This window comes from Alcanivorax sp. DSM 26293, from assembly GCF_900107995.1.
GTDB lineage: Bacteria > Pseudomonadota > Gammaproteobacteria > Pseudomonadales > Alcanivoracaceae > Alcanivorax.
The window spans coordinates 81590-98133 of sequence record NZ_FNUM01000010.1 but is presented as its reverse complement, the minus strand read 5'-3'; the positions used below and the strand labels follow the sequence as shown (position 1 = coordinate 98133).

Sequence of the window (16544 nt, the reverse complement as noted above, 5' to 3'; positions counted from 1 at the left end):
AGCGATGCCCGCGTGGATAGCTAAACCAGTTTGCCTGACGACCATAGAGTGTTGGAACCACCTGATCCCATGCCGAACTCAGAAGTGAAACGACATATCGCCGATGGTAGTGTGGGGTCTCCCCATGTGAGAGTAGGTCATCGTCAGGCTCTTAAATAAAACAGAAAACCCCCGTCACGAAAGTGTCGGGGGTTTTTTGTTTTATTCAGGATCACGGTGATCCACTCTCCCTGCCTCGCAGCGAAGCCGCCATCCCCTCAAGGGGGATCGAGCCAGCTTGGTCCCGAAGGGATGGCGAGCATGCTCGTCACACACTGTAGGTCATCACGCCCTGCAAAGCCTCAAACTCCAACCTAGAACCCAGAAGCGGTAAACTACCCCTCGCCATGCAAGCATGGCTCCAACGGGTTTATTGCCTCTTTAAAGCCCTGGCCTCTGGTCAGAATCCGGTTGGCGCAGCCCGGCCCAAATGTCAGATCTAGACTCCCATCCCGGTACTGGGGATTTCATCATCCCGATAATGGGGATCCACCCAGCATCGGGGAAGCGTCTCGCCTGACGGAAACACCAGATTGGCCTTGTTGAATGGCTCCGCTTCCTGGGCTTCTTCGCCGTGATGATAGCGCCCGCTAATCTGCGTGCGTAAAGGGTTGACCAGTTCCGTGGGTTCGACTACCTGCACCAGGTGGCCGCTGCTCCGCTCTTTGAGAAACATGCTCTCTGCTCCCTTTGGATTTGAAGGCTTTCAGGGTGCGGCCGGGAGCACGCTTCTGGCAATAGAAAGAGCGGTCAACATTATTAAACCAAGAGGGGCTTTATCCCGGATGGCGGCCATTCTATGCTGGGCATCGCCATTATCTGGTATGGCTGTAACCCTGCCATCTGCCGCTGTAAAGGCTCCATCACAAGCGACGAAAGTGGTATGGTTGGGGTTTGCTGAATCAAGATGGCCCTGTGTATACAGGGCCCAGGCCCGGTGGTGGATGGTTCGGCATCCGTCGTCGGGGCAATGATCATTGTGCTTTTGCAGGGCAGGCCTGCGCCAGACCCGCTGAAACGGGCTGTATCGATACATTTGGACTTGGGAAAAGGTTAAGAATTATGACAATGGATAATAAGGCAGCAGTAATGAGCCCCCTTAAAGCGCTGGAGCAGCGTTGCGAGAAGCAGGGCCAGTCAGTGGCCATGGTTCAGCCCATGGGCGGTGGTGAGCTGCAGGACTATACCTGGGCCCGGATCAATGATGAAGCTCGCAGAATGGCGGCTTACCTGCAGTCCCAGGGCGTGCAGAAAGGTGACCATGTGGCTCTGGTTTCCAAAAACTGTGCGGAGTGGATTATTGCCGACCTCGCTATCTGGATGGCCGGTGCAGTGAGTGTGCCCTTGTACCCGACACTGGTTGCGGAGACGGTCCGTCAGATCATGGAGCACAGTGAGTCAAAGTTCCTTTTTGTTGGCAAGCTGGATGACTGGGACATCATGAAAGGAGGGGTTCCGGACGGCGTCAAGCAAGTGGCGTTCACTCTTGCCCCCCGCGATGCGCTGAACGATTTCCCCAATTGGGGCGATATCATTCGCGATACGGCACCACTGGAGCAAGTGGCCGAGCCTGCCATGGAAGATATTGCGACCATCATCTATACCTCTGGCACCACGGGTATGCCCAAAGGGGTGATGCATGACTTCCAGTCTTTCTCCATCGTCGGCGAAAAAATGATCAAGGTGTATAACCTGACACCGGAAGAGAGAATGATCTCCTACTTGCCGCTTTCCCATGTGGCTGAACGGGTGGCTGTTGAAATCGCCCAGCTTTACGTGGGCGGCAAGATTTTCTTTGCGGAATCTCTGGAAACGTTCGGTGAAGACATCAAGCGCGCCCAGCCTACGGTGTTCTTTGCGGTGCCACGTATCTGGTCCAAGTTCTACCAAAAGGCTTCTGAAGCGGTGCCTCCCAAGAAGCTGAACAAGCTGCTCAAGATTCCTTTCCTGAACAAAGTGATCAAAAAGAAAGTGCTGGGAGCCATGGGGCTGGATCAATGCCGTATTGCGCTGTCCGGCGCGGCCGCACTGTCCCCGGATATCATTACCTGGTTCAAGAAGCTGGATCTGGAAATTCTTGAAGTTTACGGCATGACCGAGAACCTGGCCTGGTCACATACCACTGAAGAGGGTGACCAGAAGATCGGTTGGGTGGGGACTCCCAATGATGGCGTGGAATGCCGGATTGGTGAGGGCGGTGAGATTATGGTGCGTAGCCTCGGTAATATGAAAGGCTACTACAAGCAGCCAGAGAAGACCGCGGAAGATCTTACCGAAGATGGCTGGTTGCATACCGGTGATGTGGGCGAAATTGACGAGAAAGGACGTTTGCGTATTACCGGTCGAGTGAAGGAAATCTTCAAGACGGAAAAAGGGAAATATGTGGCGCCGGCTCCGATCGAAAACCGTCTCTCCACGCAGCCGGGTCTGGAGTTGTCCTGTGTCATCGGTCAGGGGATGGGGCAGCCCATTGCGTTGCTGAATATTACCCCGGAAGAGCAGGAAAAGTTGTCCAAAGCCAGTGAAAAAGAGCATTTCACCAAGGAACTTGAAGCCCTGCTGGCCCGCGTCAATAACGAGCTCGACCCCCATGAGCGCATGACGACTCTGGTCGTGTGTAAGGATGCATGGACGGTAGAGAACAACCTGATTACACCGACCCTGAAGTTGAAGCGTAACGAAATTGAAAAACGTTATGCGGATGACATTCCCAAGTGGGCGAAGACCAAAGGGGTGGTTTGGGAAGCTTGAGCACCTTCAAAGAGGCGGATCAGCAATTGATCCGCCTTCTGGCTGATGGCCGGTTCCGCTCCGGCTCCGAATTGGGGGAGGCGCTGGGGATTTCCCGGGCTGCTATCTGGAAGCGTATTCAGCGCCTTGAGGAATTCGGTTTGCCGCTGGAATCCGTCAAGGGCAAAGGTTATCGGCTGGCTCAACCGGTGGACCTGATTGATCCGTTGTCACTGGAAGTGTTGCTGGGGGAACGGGCCCAGCTGCACTATCAGTGGGCAACCGAATCCACCAATGCCGATGCGCTGGCCATCAAGGGGCCAGTACGTCGTCCCCAGGTGTTTCTCTCCGAGTGCCAGACTGCCGGCCGTGGCCGAAGAGGCAGGCAGTGGCAGTCTCCCTTTGCAGCCAATCTTTACGTATCCATTCGTTTTCCGGTGAGTGGTGGTTTTGCCGCTTTGGGCGGGTTGAGTCTGGCGGTGGGTGTGGTGGTGGCTCAGGCATTGCAGGAGCTGGATCCGTCATTGCCGGTAGGTCTGAAGTGGCCCAATGATTTGCAGATCAATGGTGCCAAGGTCGGCGGTGTCCTGATAGAGCTGGCCGGTGAGATGGATGGCCAGGTGGATGTGGTGATCGGGGTCGGTGTCAATGGCTGCATGACGGGGCACCAGGCCAGGGATATTGACCAGACCTGGACCGACCTTGCCAGTGAGCTGGCCGATATGCCGCCCAGGACGGTGTTGGCAGGCTGCGTGCTGACGCATTTACTGGATATGCTGCCGCGTTTTTCGCAACAAGGGTTTGCGGCTTTCCGGGGAGACTTTGACCGCTATGATGCGGTGAAGGGTGAGTTGGTTCAGGTCCAATCCGCTGAGCAGGTGTTTACCGGTAAGGCGGCAGGCGTTCTGGGGGATGGGGCTTTGCGCGTGGAAACACCGAATGGCGTGCGTGAAGTCTATGGCGGTGAAGTGAGTTTGAGAGTCCGATGAAACTGTTTGTGGATGTGGGTAACACCGCCATGAAATGGCGCTTTCGCCACGGTGAGAAGATGGAGCAGGGGGGCTGTCGACACGGGCGAGACTGGCCCGCTGTCGTGGACGCTTTACTGCAAGGCAGTGATCAGGTTGATGCAATCTGGATTGCGTCAGTGGCGGGCCCCTCAGCGGATACCGAGATCGCGGGGCTGTTGGCAGATCGGACGGGTGTGACGCCGTGTTTTTATTATTCCTGTGGCCAGGATTTCGGTGTGCAAAACTGCTATCCGGAGCCTCGCAAGCTGGGAGTGGATCGCTGGGTGGCAATGATAGAGGGTCATCAGCGCTTTGGTGCCAGTATCATTATCGATTGTGGCAGTGCTCTCACCATTGATGCGGTGAATGAAAAGGGGGAGTTTCTGGGCGGTTATATTGTGCCTGGCTTGGGAATGTTGCGTACTGCCCTGTTGCGGGATACCTCCGATGTGCATATCGAGCCGGCTACGGCCCGGCCGGCTCTGGGCCGATCCACCGGGGAGTGTGTGCACAATGGTTTGTTGCGCATGTCTGTGGCCTTCGTCACGGAGGTGGTGGTTGAACTACGCCAAGTGCTTGAAGATACTTGTAAAGTGCTGGTAACTGGCGGTGATGCCCCGAAATTGACAGGTGCTTTCCAGTTCGAGTTTCTGCATATGCCCGACCTTGTCCTAGATGGCCTTGAGCGCGTGGCAGACCGACAACAATAATGGTGGGGGAACACCGGTGCGGTGGATATTTTACAGCTTGCTGGTCGTCAATCTGGTTTATCTGGGGGTGCAGCTTACCAAGAACCTGGCTCCCCGTGAGGCAGTGTCGTTGCGTGTGCCGACGCAGTCTGTGGGAGGAGAGCGGTTGGTGTTGCTTTCCGAGCGCTCCCAGCCGACCCGGGACGGCGCGCGCAGACCGGAGGCGGGCTCTCTGTGTGCGGTAGTCGGCCCCTGGGAGTCCCGTGATGCGGCCCAGGCTGGCGCGGTCCAGCTGAGGGCGGCAGGGCTGTCGGGTCAGGTGCGGGCTCTGAATATTCAGAAGGATCGGCTCAACTGGGTGTATCTGCCTCCCTATGCCGACAGGGAGAGGGCGCTGCGTGTGCTTCATGAGTTGCAGGATCATGGTGTGGACAGCTTTGTCGTCAAGGAGGGCGAGGATGCCAATGCCATTTCATTGGGGTACTTCTCCAGTGCGGAGTCGGCGGAAGGGTTGCGCGTAAAGATGCGAAATGCCGGTTATCCGGCCTTTGTGCGAGAAACGTCCCGGGCGGTGACGGAATACTGGGTTTATCTGATGGATCAGGAGCCGGAAGAGAAACCCGAGTTGAATATCTTTCTTGAGGCAAATCAGTCCCTTAAGCTTGATTGGGTGGCCTGCCCCTGAATTGCTGAGCAATTATTAGGCGTTTGATCCTCAAGTGGATTGCGCCACCTGATTCCTTTCTATAGAATTCGCAACCCTTGTGAGCTGGCGTAGCTCAGTTGGTAGAGCAGCTGATTTGTAATCAGCCGGTCGGGGGTTCGACTCCTCTCGCCAGCTCCAGCTTTAAACGTGCCTAACTACTTGAAAATTGGTTGACAAGTGGTTGGGCCGTAAAGAGAATGTAGGCCCTTTTCTGGAGGGGTTCCCGAGTGGCCAAAGGGATCAGACTGTAAATCTGACGCGAAAGCTTCGGAGGTTCGAATCCTCCCCCCTCCACCAGATAAAAAGCAGATCATTCTTTGGATGGTTTGTATGGCCGGAAGGCTGGCAGGCATCGGAAGGTTTGCGGGTATAGTTCAACGGTAGAACCTCAGCCTTCCAAGCTGATGATGCGGGTTCGATTCCCGCTACCCGCTCCAGCTCCGGTAGAGTTTGGTCACCACCAGGTGACATGAAGGTTATGCTCTTGTAGCTCAGTAGGTAGAGCACACCCTTGGTAAGGGTGAGGTCACCGGTTCAAATCCGGTCAAGAGCTCCAATTTCCGGGCCCAGGTATATCCTGGGTCCGGCTTCATGTGTCTTGATGGTGCCAAGGTGGTCTGTGTTTATCAATACAGTCCTTAAATGTGTCTTTATCGGGTGTATGCGCGCCATATGGCGAGGAAGCACAGCCAAGTTAAGAGGTGAAGAGTCGTGGCAAAGGAAAAGTTTGAACGTAATAAACCGCACGTAAACGTAGGCACCATCGGTCACGTTGACCATGGTAAAACCACTCTGACCGCCGCGCTGACCCGCGTGTGTGCAGAAGTTTGGGGCGGTAGCGCCATCGCTTTCGACGGTATTGATAATGCTCCGGAAGAGCGTGAGCGTGGTATCACCATTGCAACCTCTCACGTGGAATACGATTCCCCGACTCGTCACTACGCCCACGTAGACTGCCCCGGTCACGCTGATTATGTGAAGAACATGATCACCGGTGCGGCGCAGATGGACGGTGCGATCCTGGTATGTTCCGCTGCTGACGGCCCGATGCCGCAGACCCGCGAGCACATCCTGCTGTCCCGTCAGGTAGGCGTTCCCTACATCGTTGTGTTCCTGAACAAAGCGGACATGGTTGACGATGAAGAGCTGCTTGAGCTGGTTGAAATGGAAGTTCGCGAACTGCTGAACGACTATGACTTCCCGGGTGACGATACTCCGATCATCAAGGGTTCTGCCCTGAAAGCACTGGAAGGTGACACCAGCGACATCGGCATGCCTGCCGTACAGAAGCTGGTTGAGTGCCTGGACGAGTACATCCCGGAGCCGGAGCGTGCCGTTGATCAGCCGTTCCTGATGCCGATCGAAGACGTATTCTCCATCTCTGGTCGCGGTACTGTAGTAACCGGCCGTGTAGAGCGTGGCATCATCAAGGTGGGCGAGGAAATCGAGATCGTGGGTATCCACGACACCACCAAGACCACCTGTACCGGTGTGGAAATGTTCCGCAAGCTGCTGGACGAAGGTCGTGCAGGCGAGAACGTTGGTGTTCTGCTGCGTGGTACCAAGCGTGATGAGGTTGAGCGTGGCCAGGTACTGGCCAAGCCGGGCTCCATCAAGCCGCACACCAAGTTCATTGCTGAGGTGTACGTGCTGAGCAAGGACGAAGGTGGTCGTCACACCCCGTTCTTCAACGGCTACCGTCCGCAGTTCTACTTCCGTACCACCGACGTAACGGGTGCATGTACCCTGCCGGAAGGTACCGAGATGGTTATGCCGGGCGACAACGTGCAGATGGACGTTGAGCTGATCGCGCCGATCGCCATGGAAGACGGCCTGCGCTTCGCTATCCGCGAAGGTGGCCGTACCGTTGGCGCCGGTGTGGTAGCCAAAATCACCGAGTAATCCTTACTGGGTGTGAAAAGGGGGTCGCCTGGCGGCCCCCTTTTTGATGCTGGTGTCAGGCCTTGGGGCGTGCGCCGGCGTGCTCTCGCAGTGTCGGGGGCGGGTAGAAGGTGGGTCTGAAGAGCGAAAGCACTTTATTTTCACTTTTTTGCCGGATTTCCCGGATTAGGGCCAAAAGGTCCTTGCAATGCCGGGGGGGAATGGCTACTATCTGCGCCCTGCTTTCGAGCAGTACCAACCGGGGCATTGTTCCCGGGCTTGTTTTGACACCACTCACCTATCCATTGGCGATCAGGTAAGTGGGCTTTTTGCCATATAAATATGGTTCGAAACAGTCTGGAGTTTGTTAGCTATGGCTAACCAAAGAATCCGCATCCGGCTCAAGGCCTTTGATCATCGTCTGATTGATCAGTCCGCCCAAGAGATCGTGGATACGGCTAAACGGACAGGCGCGCAAGTGACGGGTCCTATCCCGCTGCCGACGCGTAAAGAACGCTTTACAGTGCTGATCTCTCCGCACGTAAATAAAGACGCGCGAGATCAGTATGAGATCCGCACCCACAAGCGGCTGGTGGACATCGTTGAGCCTACGGATAAAACCGTGGATGCGCTGATGAAGCTGGATCTGGCTGCTGGTGTGGATGTGCAGATCAGCCTGGGTTAACAACGGGCGGGTATTACCGCGACAGGTTGTGAAGAGGTAAACAATGGCGATTGGTGTGATCGGTCGGAAATGTGGGATGACTCGGGTCTTCACTGAGGAAGGTATCAGTGTTCCCGTGACTGTCATCGAAGTGACCCCGAATCGGGTCTCCCAGCTCAAGGCCGAAGAATCAGATGGCTACCAGGCCGTGCAAGTAACGGTCGGTGAGCGCCGTGCCAGCCGCGTGACCAAGGCGCAAGCCGGTCATTTCGCAAAAGCTGGTGTAGAAGCGGGCCGTGGTGTTTGGGAATTCCGTGCTGAGGCAGGTGAGCTGCAGCCGGGTTCTGAAGTGACCGTCGAAGGATTTGAAGCGGGTCAGATGATTGATGTGACCGGCACTTCCAAAGGTAAGGGTTTTGCTGGTGGCGTGAAGCGTTGGAACTTCAGCACCCAGGATATGACCCACGGTAACTCCTTGTCTCATCGTGCTCCGGGTTCCATTGGTCAGAACCAGACTCCGGGCCGCGTATTCAAAGGCAAGAAGATGGCTGGCCATATGGGTGCTGAGCGCGTCACTGTCCAGAATCTGGAAGTGGTTCGCGTAGATGCTGAAAAGAATCTGTTGCTGGTTAAAGGTGCGGTCCCCGGTGCTACCGGTGGTGATGTGATCGTGCGTCTGGCAGTGAAGGCGAAGGCCTGAAAGAGGAATAGAGGATGAATCTCAATACTGCCTCTGGAGGTACCGTTACCGTTTCCGAAGTCGCCTTCGGCAAGGACTTTAACGAGCCTCTGGTTCATCAGGTTGTGACTGCGTTTCTGGCTGGTGCCCGTCAAGGTACCAAGGCACAGAAAAACCGCTCTGATGTGAGTGGTGGTGGCCGTAAGCCGTGGCGTCAAAAAGGCACCGGTCGTGCCCGTGCTGGTACGATCCGTAGCCCGATCTGGCGTGGCGGCGGCAAGACATTTGCTGCGGTAAACCGTGATCACTCTCAGAAAGTGAACCGTAAAATGTACCGTGGTGCGCTCCAGTGCATCATGTCTGAGCTGGTTCGTCAGGATCGCCTGGTTGTGGTGGATGAATTCACCGTGGGCGAGCCCAAGACCAAGGCTGTTGCAGCCAAGCTGAAAGAGCTGGATCTGGCTAACGTCCTGATCGTGACCGACAGTGTTGACGAGAACCTGTATCTGGGTTCGCGCAACCTGCCCAAGGTCGACGTTCGTGACGCTGACGGCGTGGATCCGGTGAGCCTGATTGCTTTCGAGAAGGTGCTCGTTACTGTGCCGGCTCTGAAGAAGCTTGAGGAGGCACTGGCATGAACCAGGAACGTATTTTGAAAGTGCTGCGTGCTGCGCACGTCTCTGAGAAGGCAACCATTCTTGCTGATCAGAACGGCACCTTCGTGTTTAAAGTGGCTAAAGATGCGAACAAGCTGGAAATCAAAAAGGCCGTTGAAGCCCTTTTTGAAGTGAAGGTTAAAGCTGTTCGTACCGCCAACATGAAAGGCAAGTCCAAATTCTTCGGTCGCGTTGCGGGTAAGCGCGCTGACTGGAAGAAGGCCTACGTTTCCCTAGAGGAAGGCCAGGACATTGACTTCCTGGGCGCAGAGTAAGGAAGGGAGTAAGGAATAATGGCGATTGTAAAGTGCAAGCCGACTTCTCCGGGCCGCCGCTTTGTAGTCAAGGTGGTCAGCGAAGAACTGCATAAAGGTGCTCCCTACGCGCCGCTGTTGGAAGCCAAGAGCAAAAACGGTGGTCGTAACAACAATGGTCGCATTACTACCCGTCATAAAGGTGGTGGTCACAAGCAGAAATACCGCTTGATTGACTTCCGTCGTAACAAAGATGGTGTGGTAGGCATTGTTGAGCGTCTGGAATACGATCCGAACCGTTCCGCGCACATTGCGCTGGTCAAGTACCTGGACGGTGAGCGTCGTTATATTCTGGCCCCCAAAGGCCTGCAGGCGGAAGACCGTATCCAGTCCGGCGAAGATGCGCCGATCAAGCTGGGTAACGCGCTGCCGCTGCGTAACATTCCGCTGGGTTCCACCGTGCATAACGTGGAAATGAAGCCCGGTAAAGGTGGTCAGTTGGCCCGCTCTGCAGGGACTTCCGTGCAGGTGCTGGCGAAAGACGGTCAGTATGTGACCCTGCGTCTGCGCTCCGGCGAGATGCGCAAGGTTCACGCCGACTGCAAGGCGACCATCGGTTCAGTATCCAACAGTGAGCATAGTTTGCGCTCACTGGGTAAAGCGGGCGCAACGCGCTGGCGGGGTGTTCGACCCACCGTTCGCGGTGCGGCGATGAACCCGGTCGACCACCCACATGGTGGTGGTGAAGGGCGCTCTTCTGGTGGTCGTCATCCGGTAACCCCCTGGGGTGTACCGACCAAGGGCCACAAGACCCGTACAAACAAGCGCACTTCCAAGATGATTGTGCGTGACCGTCGTAAGTAAGGGATAAAGAGAGGTTCAGGCTGTGCCACGTTCACTGAAAAAAGGTCCTTTTGTGGATCACCACCTGCTCAGCAAGGTGGAAGATGCGGTGGAAGCCGGCTCCCGTAAGCCGATTAAAACCTGGTCCCGTCGCTCCATGATTGTTCCGGAGATGGTGGGTCTGACAATTGCTGTGCATAACGGCAAACAGCATGTCCCGGTAATGGTTACCGAGCACATGGTGGGCCACAAGTTGGGCGAGTTCGCCCTGACCCGCACTTACCGCGGGCATATCGTGGACAAAAAGGCTAAGCGATAAGGTGACAGCCATGGCTACTGAAGTTGCAGCCCGTCTGCGCGGCGCAAGAATTTCGGCTCAGAAAGCCCGCCTCGTAGCGGACCAGGTCCGAGGCCTGGAAGTCGAGAAGGCGCTGAATCTTCTGGAATTCAGCCCGAAGAAGGCGGCAAAAATCGTTAAGAAAGTGCTGGAGTCCGCGATTGCAAATGCGGAAAACAACGACGGCGCTGACGTTGATGAGCTGAAGGTGTCCACGGTTTACGTGGATGAAGGCATGACCATGAAGCGTATTCGTCCGCGCGCCAAAGGCCGCGCTGACCGAATCCTCAAGCGTACTTGCCACATTACTGTGAAAGTCTCAGAAGGTCAGGAGTAACCAGATGGGTCAGAAAGTTCATCCGGTCGGTATTCGCCTTGGCATTGTCAAAGAGCACAACTCGCTCTGGTATGCCGGACCGAAGTCTTACTCAGACTGCCTGGTTACCGACCTGCAGGTACGTGAGTTCCTGTTCAAGCGTTTGAAGAACGCGTCGGTGAGCCGTATCAAGATTGAGCGTCCGTCAGAGAACGTGCGCATCACTATTGCTACTGCGCGTCCGGGCATCGTGATCGGCAAAAAAGGCGAAGACGTTGAGCGTCTGCGTCGTGATGTTGCCGCTCAGATGGGTGTGCCGGTTCATATCAACATCGAGGAAGTGCGCAAGCCCGACCTGGATGCGCGTCTGGTAGGCGACAATGTTGCCGGTCAGCTGGAGCGCCGTGTGATGTTCCGTCGCGCCATGAAGCGTGCGGTTCAGAACGCCATGAAGTCCGGTGCTGAAGGTATCAAGATTCAGCTGTCCGGTCGTCTGGGTGGTGCAGAAATTGCGCGTACCGAATGGTACCGCGAGGGCCGAGTGCCTCTGCATACTTTGCGTGCCGACATCGATTACGCAAGCGTACGTGCTGAAACCACTTACGGCACCATCGGTATCAAGGTGTGGATCTTCCGTGGCGAAGTGCTTGGTGGCATGGAGCAGGTTCAGCAGGAAGAGCAGCAGAAGCAGTCCAAGGGCGCGAAGAAGCGCGGCCGCGGTTAAAGGGTAACGAACGATGTTGCAGCCGAAGCGTACCAAATTCCGGAAAGTGATGAAGGGCCGTAACCGCGGCCTGGCACAGCGGGGCAGCAAGGTGTCTTTTGGCACCATTGGTCTGCAAGCGACCGGTCGTGGCCGTATTACTGCGCGCCAGATCGAAGCGGCCCGTCGTGCAATGACCCGCCACATCAAGCGTGGTGGTAAAATTTGGATCCGGGTTTTCCCGGACAAGCCGATTACCAAGAAGCCTCTTGAAGTGCGGATGGGTAAAGGTAAGGGTTCTGTAGAGTATTGGGTTGCCCAGATTCAACCGGGCAAGATGCTTTACGAAATGGAAGGTGTGTCAGAAGACGTTGCGCGTGAAGCGTTCCGTCTGGCCGCGGCCAAGCTGCCGGTAAGCACCCGTGTCGTGACTCGGACGGTGATGTAAGCCATGAAAGCGAGCGAGCTGAAAGAAAAGAGTGTCGAAGAGCTGCAGCAGACGCAAATCGAGCTGCTTGAGGAACAATTCAAGCTGCGTATGAAGAGCGCGTCCGGTCAGATTTCTAAAACCCATGAGCTTGGGAAGGTTCGCCGCAATATTGCGCGCGTTAAGACCATTCTGAGAGAGAAGCAGGGTAACTAGTCATGGCAGAGGCGAATACAATGCGCCGGACCGCTACCGGCAAAGTCATCTCTAACAAAGGTGACAAAACTATCACTGTGTTGGTAGAGCGCCGGGTCCAGCACCCGATTTACGGCAAGATCATCAAGCGTTCCACGAAACTGATGGCGCACGATGAAGAGAACACATGTCGTGAAGGTGACCTGGTCACCATTGAGGAGTGCCGGCCGCTGTCCAAGCGCAAGACCTGGATGCTGGTAAACGTAGTTGAACAGGCGAACGAAGCCTGACGGACCGTTGCTGTGGCTGCCTGTAAAGGCAGAGTTGGAGAGATTTAGCGATGATTCAGACCGAAAGCATGCTCGAAGTCGCCGATAACAGTGGCGCCCGTCGGGTACAGTGCATCAAAGTGCTGGGTGGTTCTCACCGCCGCTATGCAGGCATTGGTGACATCATCAAGGTCACAGTGAAGGAAGCAATTCCGCGCGGCCGTGTTAAGAAAGGTGATGTAATGACCGCTGTGGTTGTGCGTACCCGTAAGGGTGTGCGCCGTCCAGACGGTTCACTGATTCGTTTCGACGAAAACGCCGCGGTGCTGTTGAACAACAACAAGGCACCGATCGGTACCCGGATCTTCGGCCCGGTAACGCGGGAGCTGCGTACCGAGCAGTTCATGAAGATCATCTCCCTGGCACCTGAAGTTCTGTAAAGGCGGGTGAAGGTAATGCTCAAGATTAAGCGTGATGACGAAGTCATCGTAATTGCGGGAAAGGACAAAGGTAAGCGCGGCTCTGTTCGGCAGGTTCTGGACAATGGTCGTCTCATCGTTGCTGGCGTCAACATGGTCAAGAAACATGTTAAGGCCAATCCTAACCGTGGTACTCAAGGCGGCATCGTAGAACAGGAAGCATCGCTTAACGCTTCCAACGTTGCCATCTGGAACCCCAAGACGCAGAAAGCGGATCGTGTGGGCTTCCGTTTTGAAGACGGCAAGAAAGTGCGTTTCTTCAAGTCCAACGGCGAAACGCTGTAGGTTAGGTGACCCATGAGTGATCTGAAAAAGATTTATCAAGACGAGATCGTGCCCAAGCTGAAAGACGAGCTTGGTCTCGGTAATATCATGGAAGTGCCAAAGATCACCAAGATCACCCTGAACATGGGTGTTGGTGAGGCCTCCCAGGATCGTAAGGCGATGGATGGTGCCCTGGCGGACATGACTGCGATTTCCGGTCAGAAGCCCCTGGTAACCAACGCGCGGAAGTCTGTTGCAGGCTTCAAGATTCGTGAAGGTTGGCCGATTGGCTGCAAGGTAACCCTGCGTGGCGAGCGTATGTATGAATTTCTCGAGCGCCTGGTTTCCATTGCCATTCCGCGAATTCGCGACTTCCGTGGTCTGAATCCGAAATCCTTTGACGGGCGTGGTAACTATTCCATGGGTCTGCGTGAGCAGATCGTTTTCCCGGAAATCGATTTCGACAAAGTCGACAAGCTGCGTGGTCTGGATATTACCATCACCACCACAGCGAAGAACGACGACCAAGCACGGGCGCTGCTGCGCGCCTTCAACTTCCCGCTGAAGGGCTAAGAGGATTTATCATGGCTAAAGAATCCATGAAAAACCGGGAAGCAAAACGCGCTAAGCTGGTTAAGCGTTTTGCCGCCAAGCGTGCAGCGCTTAAGGCGATTATCCAGGATCCCAATGCAGAACCTGAAGCGAAGTGGGATGCTCAGCTTCAGCTGCAAAAATTGCCGCGCGATTCTTCCCCGGTTCGTCAGCGTAACCGCTGCCGTATCACCGGTCGTCCGCACGGCTACTACCGCAAGTTCGGCCTGAGCCGGATCAAGCTGCGTGAAGCAGCGATGCGCGGTGATGTTCCCGGTCTGGTTAAGTCCAGCTGGTAAGCAAAGTTAAGCGGAGCGATTGCGGCATGAGCATGCAAGATACCATGGCGGATATGTTAACTCGTATCCGTAACGCCCAGATGGCCGAGAAAGTACAGGTCGAGATTCCTGCCTCCAAGGCAAAGGAAGCTGTAGCCAAAGTACTGAAGGAAGAGGGCTTCATTGCTGATTACAAGATCAGTGATGACAAGAAACCGGTAATGACGGTTGAGCTTAAGTATTTCGAAGGCAACCCGGTGATTGACACGATCAAACGGGTAAGTCGTCCTGGTCTGCGGGTCTACAAGGCCGCGGGTGAGATTCCCAAGGTCAAAGGCGGCCTGGGTATCATGATCGTATCCACCAATCAGGGCATTATTTCTGACCGCGCAGCGCGCAAAGCCAATGTTGGTGGCGAGCTGATCTGCGAAGTGTCCTAACAGAAGTGGCGTAGACGGGTTAGGTGCAGCAATGTCTAGAGTAGCTAAAAGTCCGGTAAATCTGCCGAAGGGCGTCGAAGTCAAAGTCGACGGCCAGAAAGTCACCGTTAAAGGTGGCAAGGGCAGCCTGGAGCACGAAGTTCACGAGCTGGTAGCCGTGTCCCTGGAAGACGGTGTGGTATCAGTGAAGCCGCACGATGATTCCCAGAAGGCATGGGCACTGGCCGGGACCTCTCGGGCTCTGCTGAATAACATGGTGACTGGCGTTGCCGAAGGGTTCGAGCGCAAGCTTCAGCTCCTCGGCGTGGGTTATCGCGCGCAGGCTCAGGGCAAGGTACTGAACCTGACCCTCGGTTTCTCCCACCCGGTAGCTTTCGAGCTGCCTGAAGGGATTACCGTTGAAACCCCGAGCCAGACCGAAATTGTCATTAAAGGCATTGATAAGCAGCTGGTTGGTCAGGTTGCTGCCAATGTTCGGGCCTTCCGTCCGCCTGAGCCCTACAAGGGCAAAGGGGTGCGCTATGCTGATGAGCAAGTGCGCCGTAAGGAAGCCAAGAAGAAATAATCGTCGAGATTGATGCCATGAAAGACAAAAAAGTTTCACGTCTACGCAGGGCCAAGCGCACTCGCCTGAAGATCCGCGAGCTGGGCCAAGTCCGTCTCTGCGTACATCGTACCCCGCGTCATATTTATGCGCAGGTGATCTCTGTGGCTGGTGACCAGGTGCTGGCGTCTGCAAGCACGGTCGAGAAAGATCTGCGTGCTGATGCGACAGGTAATGCTGACGCAGCGGTGAAAGTTGGCCAGCTGATCGCTCAGCGTGCCAAGGAAGCGGGCATTGAGCGCGTAGCCTTTGACCGTTCTGGTTTCAAATATCACGGCCGTGTTAAGGCGCTGGCGGATGCCGCGCGTGAAAACGGTCTTGAATTCTAAGGGTGCTTGGTTATGGCGAAGGTTGATCCCAACGAAGGTCTGCAGGAAAAGCTGGTTCAGGTAAACCGGGTTGCTAAGGTAGTTAAAGGCGGCCGTATTTTCGGTTTTACCGCGTTGACCGTAGTGGGTGACGGCAAGGGTAAAGTCGGCTTTGGTCGTGGTAAGGCCCGTGAAGTGCCTGCCGCTATCCAGAAAGCCCTGGAAGCTGCCCGCCGCAACATGATTCAGGTGGAGCTTAACGGCACCACCATCCAGCACCCGATGAAGGCTCGTCACGGTGCCTCCAAGGTGTACATGCAGCCGGCCGATGACGGTACCGGTGTAATTGCCGGCGGTGCCATGCGTGCCGTGCTGGAAGTCGCAGGCGTTCAGAACGTACTGGCCAAGTGCTATGGCTCCACCAATCCGGTAAACGTGGTTCGGGCTACTTTTAACGGCCTGAAGTCCATGGCGTCTCCGGAGTCTGTGGCTGCCAAGCGTGGCAAGTCTGTCGAAGACATTCTGAACTAAGCGCAGATAACGGAATCGTTACGATGGCTGATAAGATCAAGGTAAAGCTGGTTAAGAGCATCAACGGCCGGCTGGAAAAGCATAGGGCCTGTGTGCGCGGTCTCGGTCTGCGCCGCATCGGCCACACTGTGGAAGTTGAAGATACCCCGGCAGTTCGCGGCATGATCAACAAGGTCGCGTATCTGGTGCAGGTAGAGGGAGAATAAGTGATGCGTCTGAATGATCTGCATCCCGCTGAAGGTTCCCGTCCGGACGCCAAGCGCGTAGGTCGTGGTATCGGCTCCGGCCTGGGCAAGACCGGTGGTCGCGGCCACAAGGGTCAGAAGTCCCGTTCCGGCGGTACCGTGAAGCCCGGTTTCGAAGGTGGTCAGATGCCGCTGCAGCGTCGTGTGCCGAAGTTCGGTTTCACGTCCAAGCTGGCTATGGGCACTGCCGAAGTTCGCCTGGCTGAGCTTGCCAAAGTTGACGGCGACGTTATCGATCTGGCCGCCTTGAAAGCAGCCAATGTTGTGCGTCGTGACATGAAGCGCGCCAAGATTGTTCTGCAGGGTGAAATCGACCGTGCAGTAACCATTCGTGGCGTAGCGATCAGCAAAGGCGCCCGCGATGCGGTCGAGAAAGCTGGCGGTAAAGTCGAAGAATAAGGCAGCG

General features: G+C 55.7%; 27 protein-coding genes, 4 tRNA genes and 1 rRNA gene. 31 read left to right on the top strand and 1 reads right to left on the bottom strand.

The features are described from left to right. The first annotated feature begins 33 nt into the window (after positions 1-33). Positions 34-149 (top strand): 5S ribosomal RNA (gene rrf / locus C4S63_RS15735). 329 nt (positions 150-478) lie between these two features. On the opposite strand, the gene C4S63_RS15730 is transcribed toward rrf, so the two are convergent. Continuing rightward, positions 479-715 (bottom strand): acetyltransferase, encoded by a 237-nt coding sequence (locus tag C4S63_RS15730; RefSeq protein ID WP_103918144.1) that lies wholly within the window; start codon positions 713-715, stop codon positions 479-481. 413 nt (positions 716-1128) lie between these two features. On the opposite strand from C4S63_RS15730, the gene C4S63_RS15725 reads away from it, so the two are divergent. The 30 genes from C4S63_RS15725 (at position 1129) to rplO (ending at position 16537) form a co-directional block, all read left to right on the top strand. Beyond that, entirely contained in the window at positions 1129-2790 is a 1662-nt protein-coding gene (locus C4S63_RS15725) for an AMP-binding protein (RefSeq protein ID WP_231866016.1), read from the top strand. Continuing rightward, positions 2787-3758 carry a biotin--[acetyl-CoA-carboxylase] ligase gene (locus tag C4S63_RS15720; RefSeq protein WP_235000050.1) on the top strand — a complete coding sequence of 324 codons (972 nt, stop codon included), beginning with the start codon at positions 2787-2789 and terminating at the stop codon, positions 3756-3758. Before C4S63_RS15725 ends, C4S63_RS15720 begins: the two co-directional genes overlap by 4 nt. Next, entirely contained in the window at positions 3755-4489 is a 735-nt protein-coding gene (locus C4S63_RS15715; RefSeq protein ID WP_103918142.1) for a type III pantothenate kinase, read from the top strand. The genes C4S63_RS15720 and C4S63_RS15715 overlap by 4 nt, the downstream gene beginning before the upstream one ends. A 16-nt stretch (positions 4490-4505) precedes the next feature. Next, on the top strand, positions 4506-5153 hold the full coding sequence (locus C4S63_RS15710) for an SPOR domain-containing protein (RefSeq protein ID WP_103918141.1): 648 nt from the start codon (positions 4506-4508) through the stop codon (positions 5151-5153). A gap of 83 nt (positions 5154-5236) precedes the next feature. Beyond that, positions 5237-5312, top strand: a tRNA-Thr gene (locus C4S63_RS15705). A gap of 75 nt (positions 5313-5387) precedes the next feature. Continuing rightward, a tRNA-Tyr gene (locus tag C4S63_RS15700) sits at positions 5388-5471 on the top strand. 66 nt (positions 5472-5537) lie between these two features. Next, positions 5538-5611 (top strand) — tRNA-Gly (locus C4S63_RS15695). 43 nt (positions 5612-5654) lie between these two features. Then, positions 5655-5730, top strand: a tRNA-Thr gene (locus tag C4S63_RS15690). 155 nt (positions 5731-5885) lie between these two features. After that, positions 5886-7076: an elongation factor Tu gene (tuf, locus tag C4S63_RS15685; protein ID WP_062818036.1), complete on the top strand. Its 1191-nt coding sequence runs from the start codon at positions 5886-5888 to the stop codon at positions 7074-7076. 352 nt (positions 7077-7428) lie between these two features. Continuing rightward, positions 7429-7740: a 30S ribosomal protein S10 gene (rpsJ, locus tag C4S63_RS15680; protein ID WP_022986497.1), complete on the top strand. Its 312-nt coding sequence runs from the start codon at positions 7429-7431 to the stop codon at positions 7738-7740. Positions 7741-7783: 43 nt separating this feature from the next. Then, positions 7784-8419 (top strand): 50S ribosomal protein L3, encoded by a 636-nt coding sequence (rplC, locus tag C4S63_RS15675; protein ID WP_035249924.1) that lies wholly within the window; start codon positions 7784-7786, stop codon positions 8417-8419. Between the two features lie 14 nt (positions 8420-8433). Further along, a complete protein-coding gene (gene rplD / locus C4S63_RS15670; protein WP_062817667.1) occupies positions 8434-9036 on the top strand; it encodes a 50S ribosomal protein L4 in 603 nt (200 codons plus the stop codon). Further along, positions 9033-9329, top strand: coding sequence for a 50S ribosomal protein L23 (rplW, locus tag C4S63_RS15665; RefSeq protein ID WP_062817666.1), 297 nt, complete (start codon positions 9033-9035; stop codon positions 9327-9329). Before rplD ends, rplW begins: the two co-directional genes overlap by 4 nt. 18 nt (positions 9330-9347) lie before the next feature. Then, the gene (rplB, locus tag C4S63_RS15660) at positions 9348-10172 is read left to right on the top strand and encodes a 50S ribosomal protein L2 (RefSeq protein ID WP_062817665.1); all 825 of its coding nucleotides are present in this window, start codon (positions 9348-9350) and stop codon (positions 10170-10172) included. A 22-nt stretch (positions 10173-10194) separates the two neighbouring features. Continuing rightward, complete coding sequence (gene rpsS, locus C4S63_RS15655; RefSeq protein WP_035249928.1) at positions 10195-10470, top strand: 30S ribosomal protein S19; 276 nt, start codon at positions 10195-10197, stop codon at positions 10468-10470. A 10-nt stretch (positions 10471-10480) separates the two neighbouring features. After that, complete coding sequence (rplV, locus tag C4S63_RS15650; protein ID WP_062817664.1) at positions 10481-10825, top strand: 50S ribosomal protein L22; 345 nt, start codon at positions 10481-10483, stop codon at positions 10823-10825. Between the two features lie 4 nt (positions 10826-10829). After that, on the top strand, positions 10830-11528 hold the full coding sequence (gene rpsC / locus C4S63_RS15645; protein ID WP_062817663.1) for a 30S ribosomal protein S3: 699 nt from the start codon (positions 10830-10832) through the stop codon (positions 11526-11528). 13 nt (positions 11529-11541) lie between these two features. Beyond that, positions 11542-11955, top strand: a complete 414-nt coding sequence (gene rplP, locus C4S63_RS15640; protein ID WP_035249931.1) for a 50S ribosomal protein L16 — start codon at positions 11542-11544, stop codon at positions 11953-11955. Positions 11956-11958: 3 nt separating this feature from the next. Then, positions 11959-12150, top strand: a complete 192-nt coding sequence (gene rpmC / locus C4S63_RS15635) for a 50S ribosomal protein L29 (RefSeq protein ID WP_062817662.1) — start codon at positions 11959-11961, stop codon at positions 12148-12150. Positions 12151-12152: 2 nt separating this feature from the next. Continuing rightward, positions 12153-12419: a 30S ribosomal protein S17 gene (rpsQ, locus tag C4S63_RS15630; RefSeq protein ID WP_035249932.1), complete on the top strand. Its 267-nt coding sequence runs from the start codon at positions 12153-12155 to the stop codon at positions 12417-12419. A 50-nt stretch (positions 12420-12469) separates the two neighbouring features. Next, the gene (gene rplN / locus C4S63_RS15625) at positions 12470-12838 is read left to right on the top strand and encodes a 50S ribosomal protein L14 (protein WP_022986486.1); all 369 of its coding nucleotides are present in this window, start codon (positions 12470-12472) and stop codon (positions 12836-12838) included. A 15-nt stretch (positions 12839-12853) separates the two neighbouring features. Beyond that, a complete protein-coding gene (rplX, locus tag C4S63_RS15620; RefSeq protein WP_062817661.1) occupies positions 12854-13162 on the top strand; it encodes a 50S ribosomal protein L24 in 309 nt (102 codons plus the stop codon). A 12-nt stretch (positions 13163-13174) separates the two neighbouring features. Further along, on the top strand, positions 13175-13714 hold the full coding sequence (gene rplE / locus C4S63_RS15615; RefSeq protein ID WP_062817660.1) for a 50S ribosomal protein L5: 540 nt from the start codon (positions 13175-13177) through the stop codon (positions 13712-13714). A gap of 11 nt (positions 13715-13725) precedes the next feature. Next, complete coding sequence (gene rpsN / locus C4S63_RS15610) at positions 13726-14031, top strand: 30S ribosomal protein S14 (RefSeq protein ID WP_062817659.1); 306 nt, start codon at positions 13726-13728, stop codon at positions 14029-14031. A gap of 26 nt (positions 14032-14057) precedes the next feature. Further along, positions 14058-14450, top strand: coding sequence for a 30S ribosomal protein S8 (gene rpsH, locus C4S63_RS15605; protein WP_062817658.1), 393 nt, complete (start codon positions 14058-14060; stop codon positions 14448-14450). Positions 14451-14481: 31 nt separating this feature from the next. Continuing rightward, complete coding sequence (rplF, locus tag C4S63_RS15600; RefSeq protein ID WP_062817657.1) at positions 14482-15015, top strand: 50S ribosomal protein L6; 534 nt, start codon at positions 14482-14484, stop codon at positions 15013-15015. A gap of 17 nt (positions 15016-15032) precedes the next feature. Further along, on the top strand, positions 15033-15383 hold the full coding sequence (gene rplR, locus C4S63_RS15595; RefSeq protein ID WP_062817656.1) for a 50S ribosomal protein L18: 351 nt from the start codon (positions 15033-15035) through the stop codon (positions 15381-15383). A gap of 12 nt (positions 15384-15395) precedes the next feature. Beyond that, entirely contained in the window at positions 15396-15893 is a 498-nt protein-coding gene (gene rpsE / locus C4S63_RS15590; RefSeq protein ID WP_035249941.1) for a 30S ribosomal protein S5, read from the top strand. A 23-nt stretch (positions 15894-15916) separates the two neighbouring features. Continuing rightward, complete coding sequence (gene rpmD, locus C4S63_RS15585; protein ID WP_062817655.1) at positions 15917-16099, top strand: 50S ribosomal protein L30; 183 nt, start codon at positions 15917-15919, stop codon at positions 16097-16099. 3 nt (positions 16100-16102) lie between these two features. Further along, positions 16103-16537 carry a 50S ribosomal protein L15 gene (rplO, locus tag C4S63_RS15580; RefSeq protein ID WP_103918140.1) on the top strand — a complete coding sequence of 145 codons (435 nt, stop codon included), beginning with the start codon at positions 16103-16105 and terminating at the stop codon, positions 16535-16537. Positions 16538-16544 lie beyond the last annotated feature (7 nt).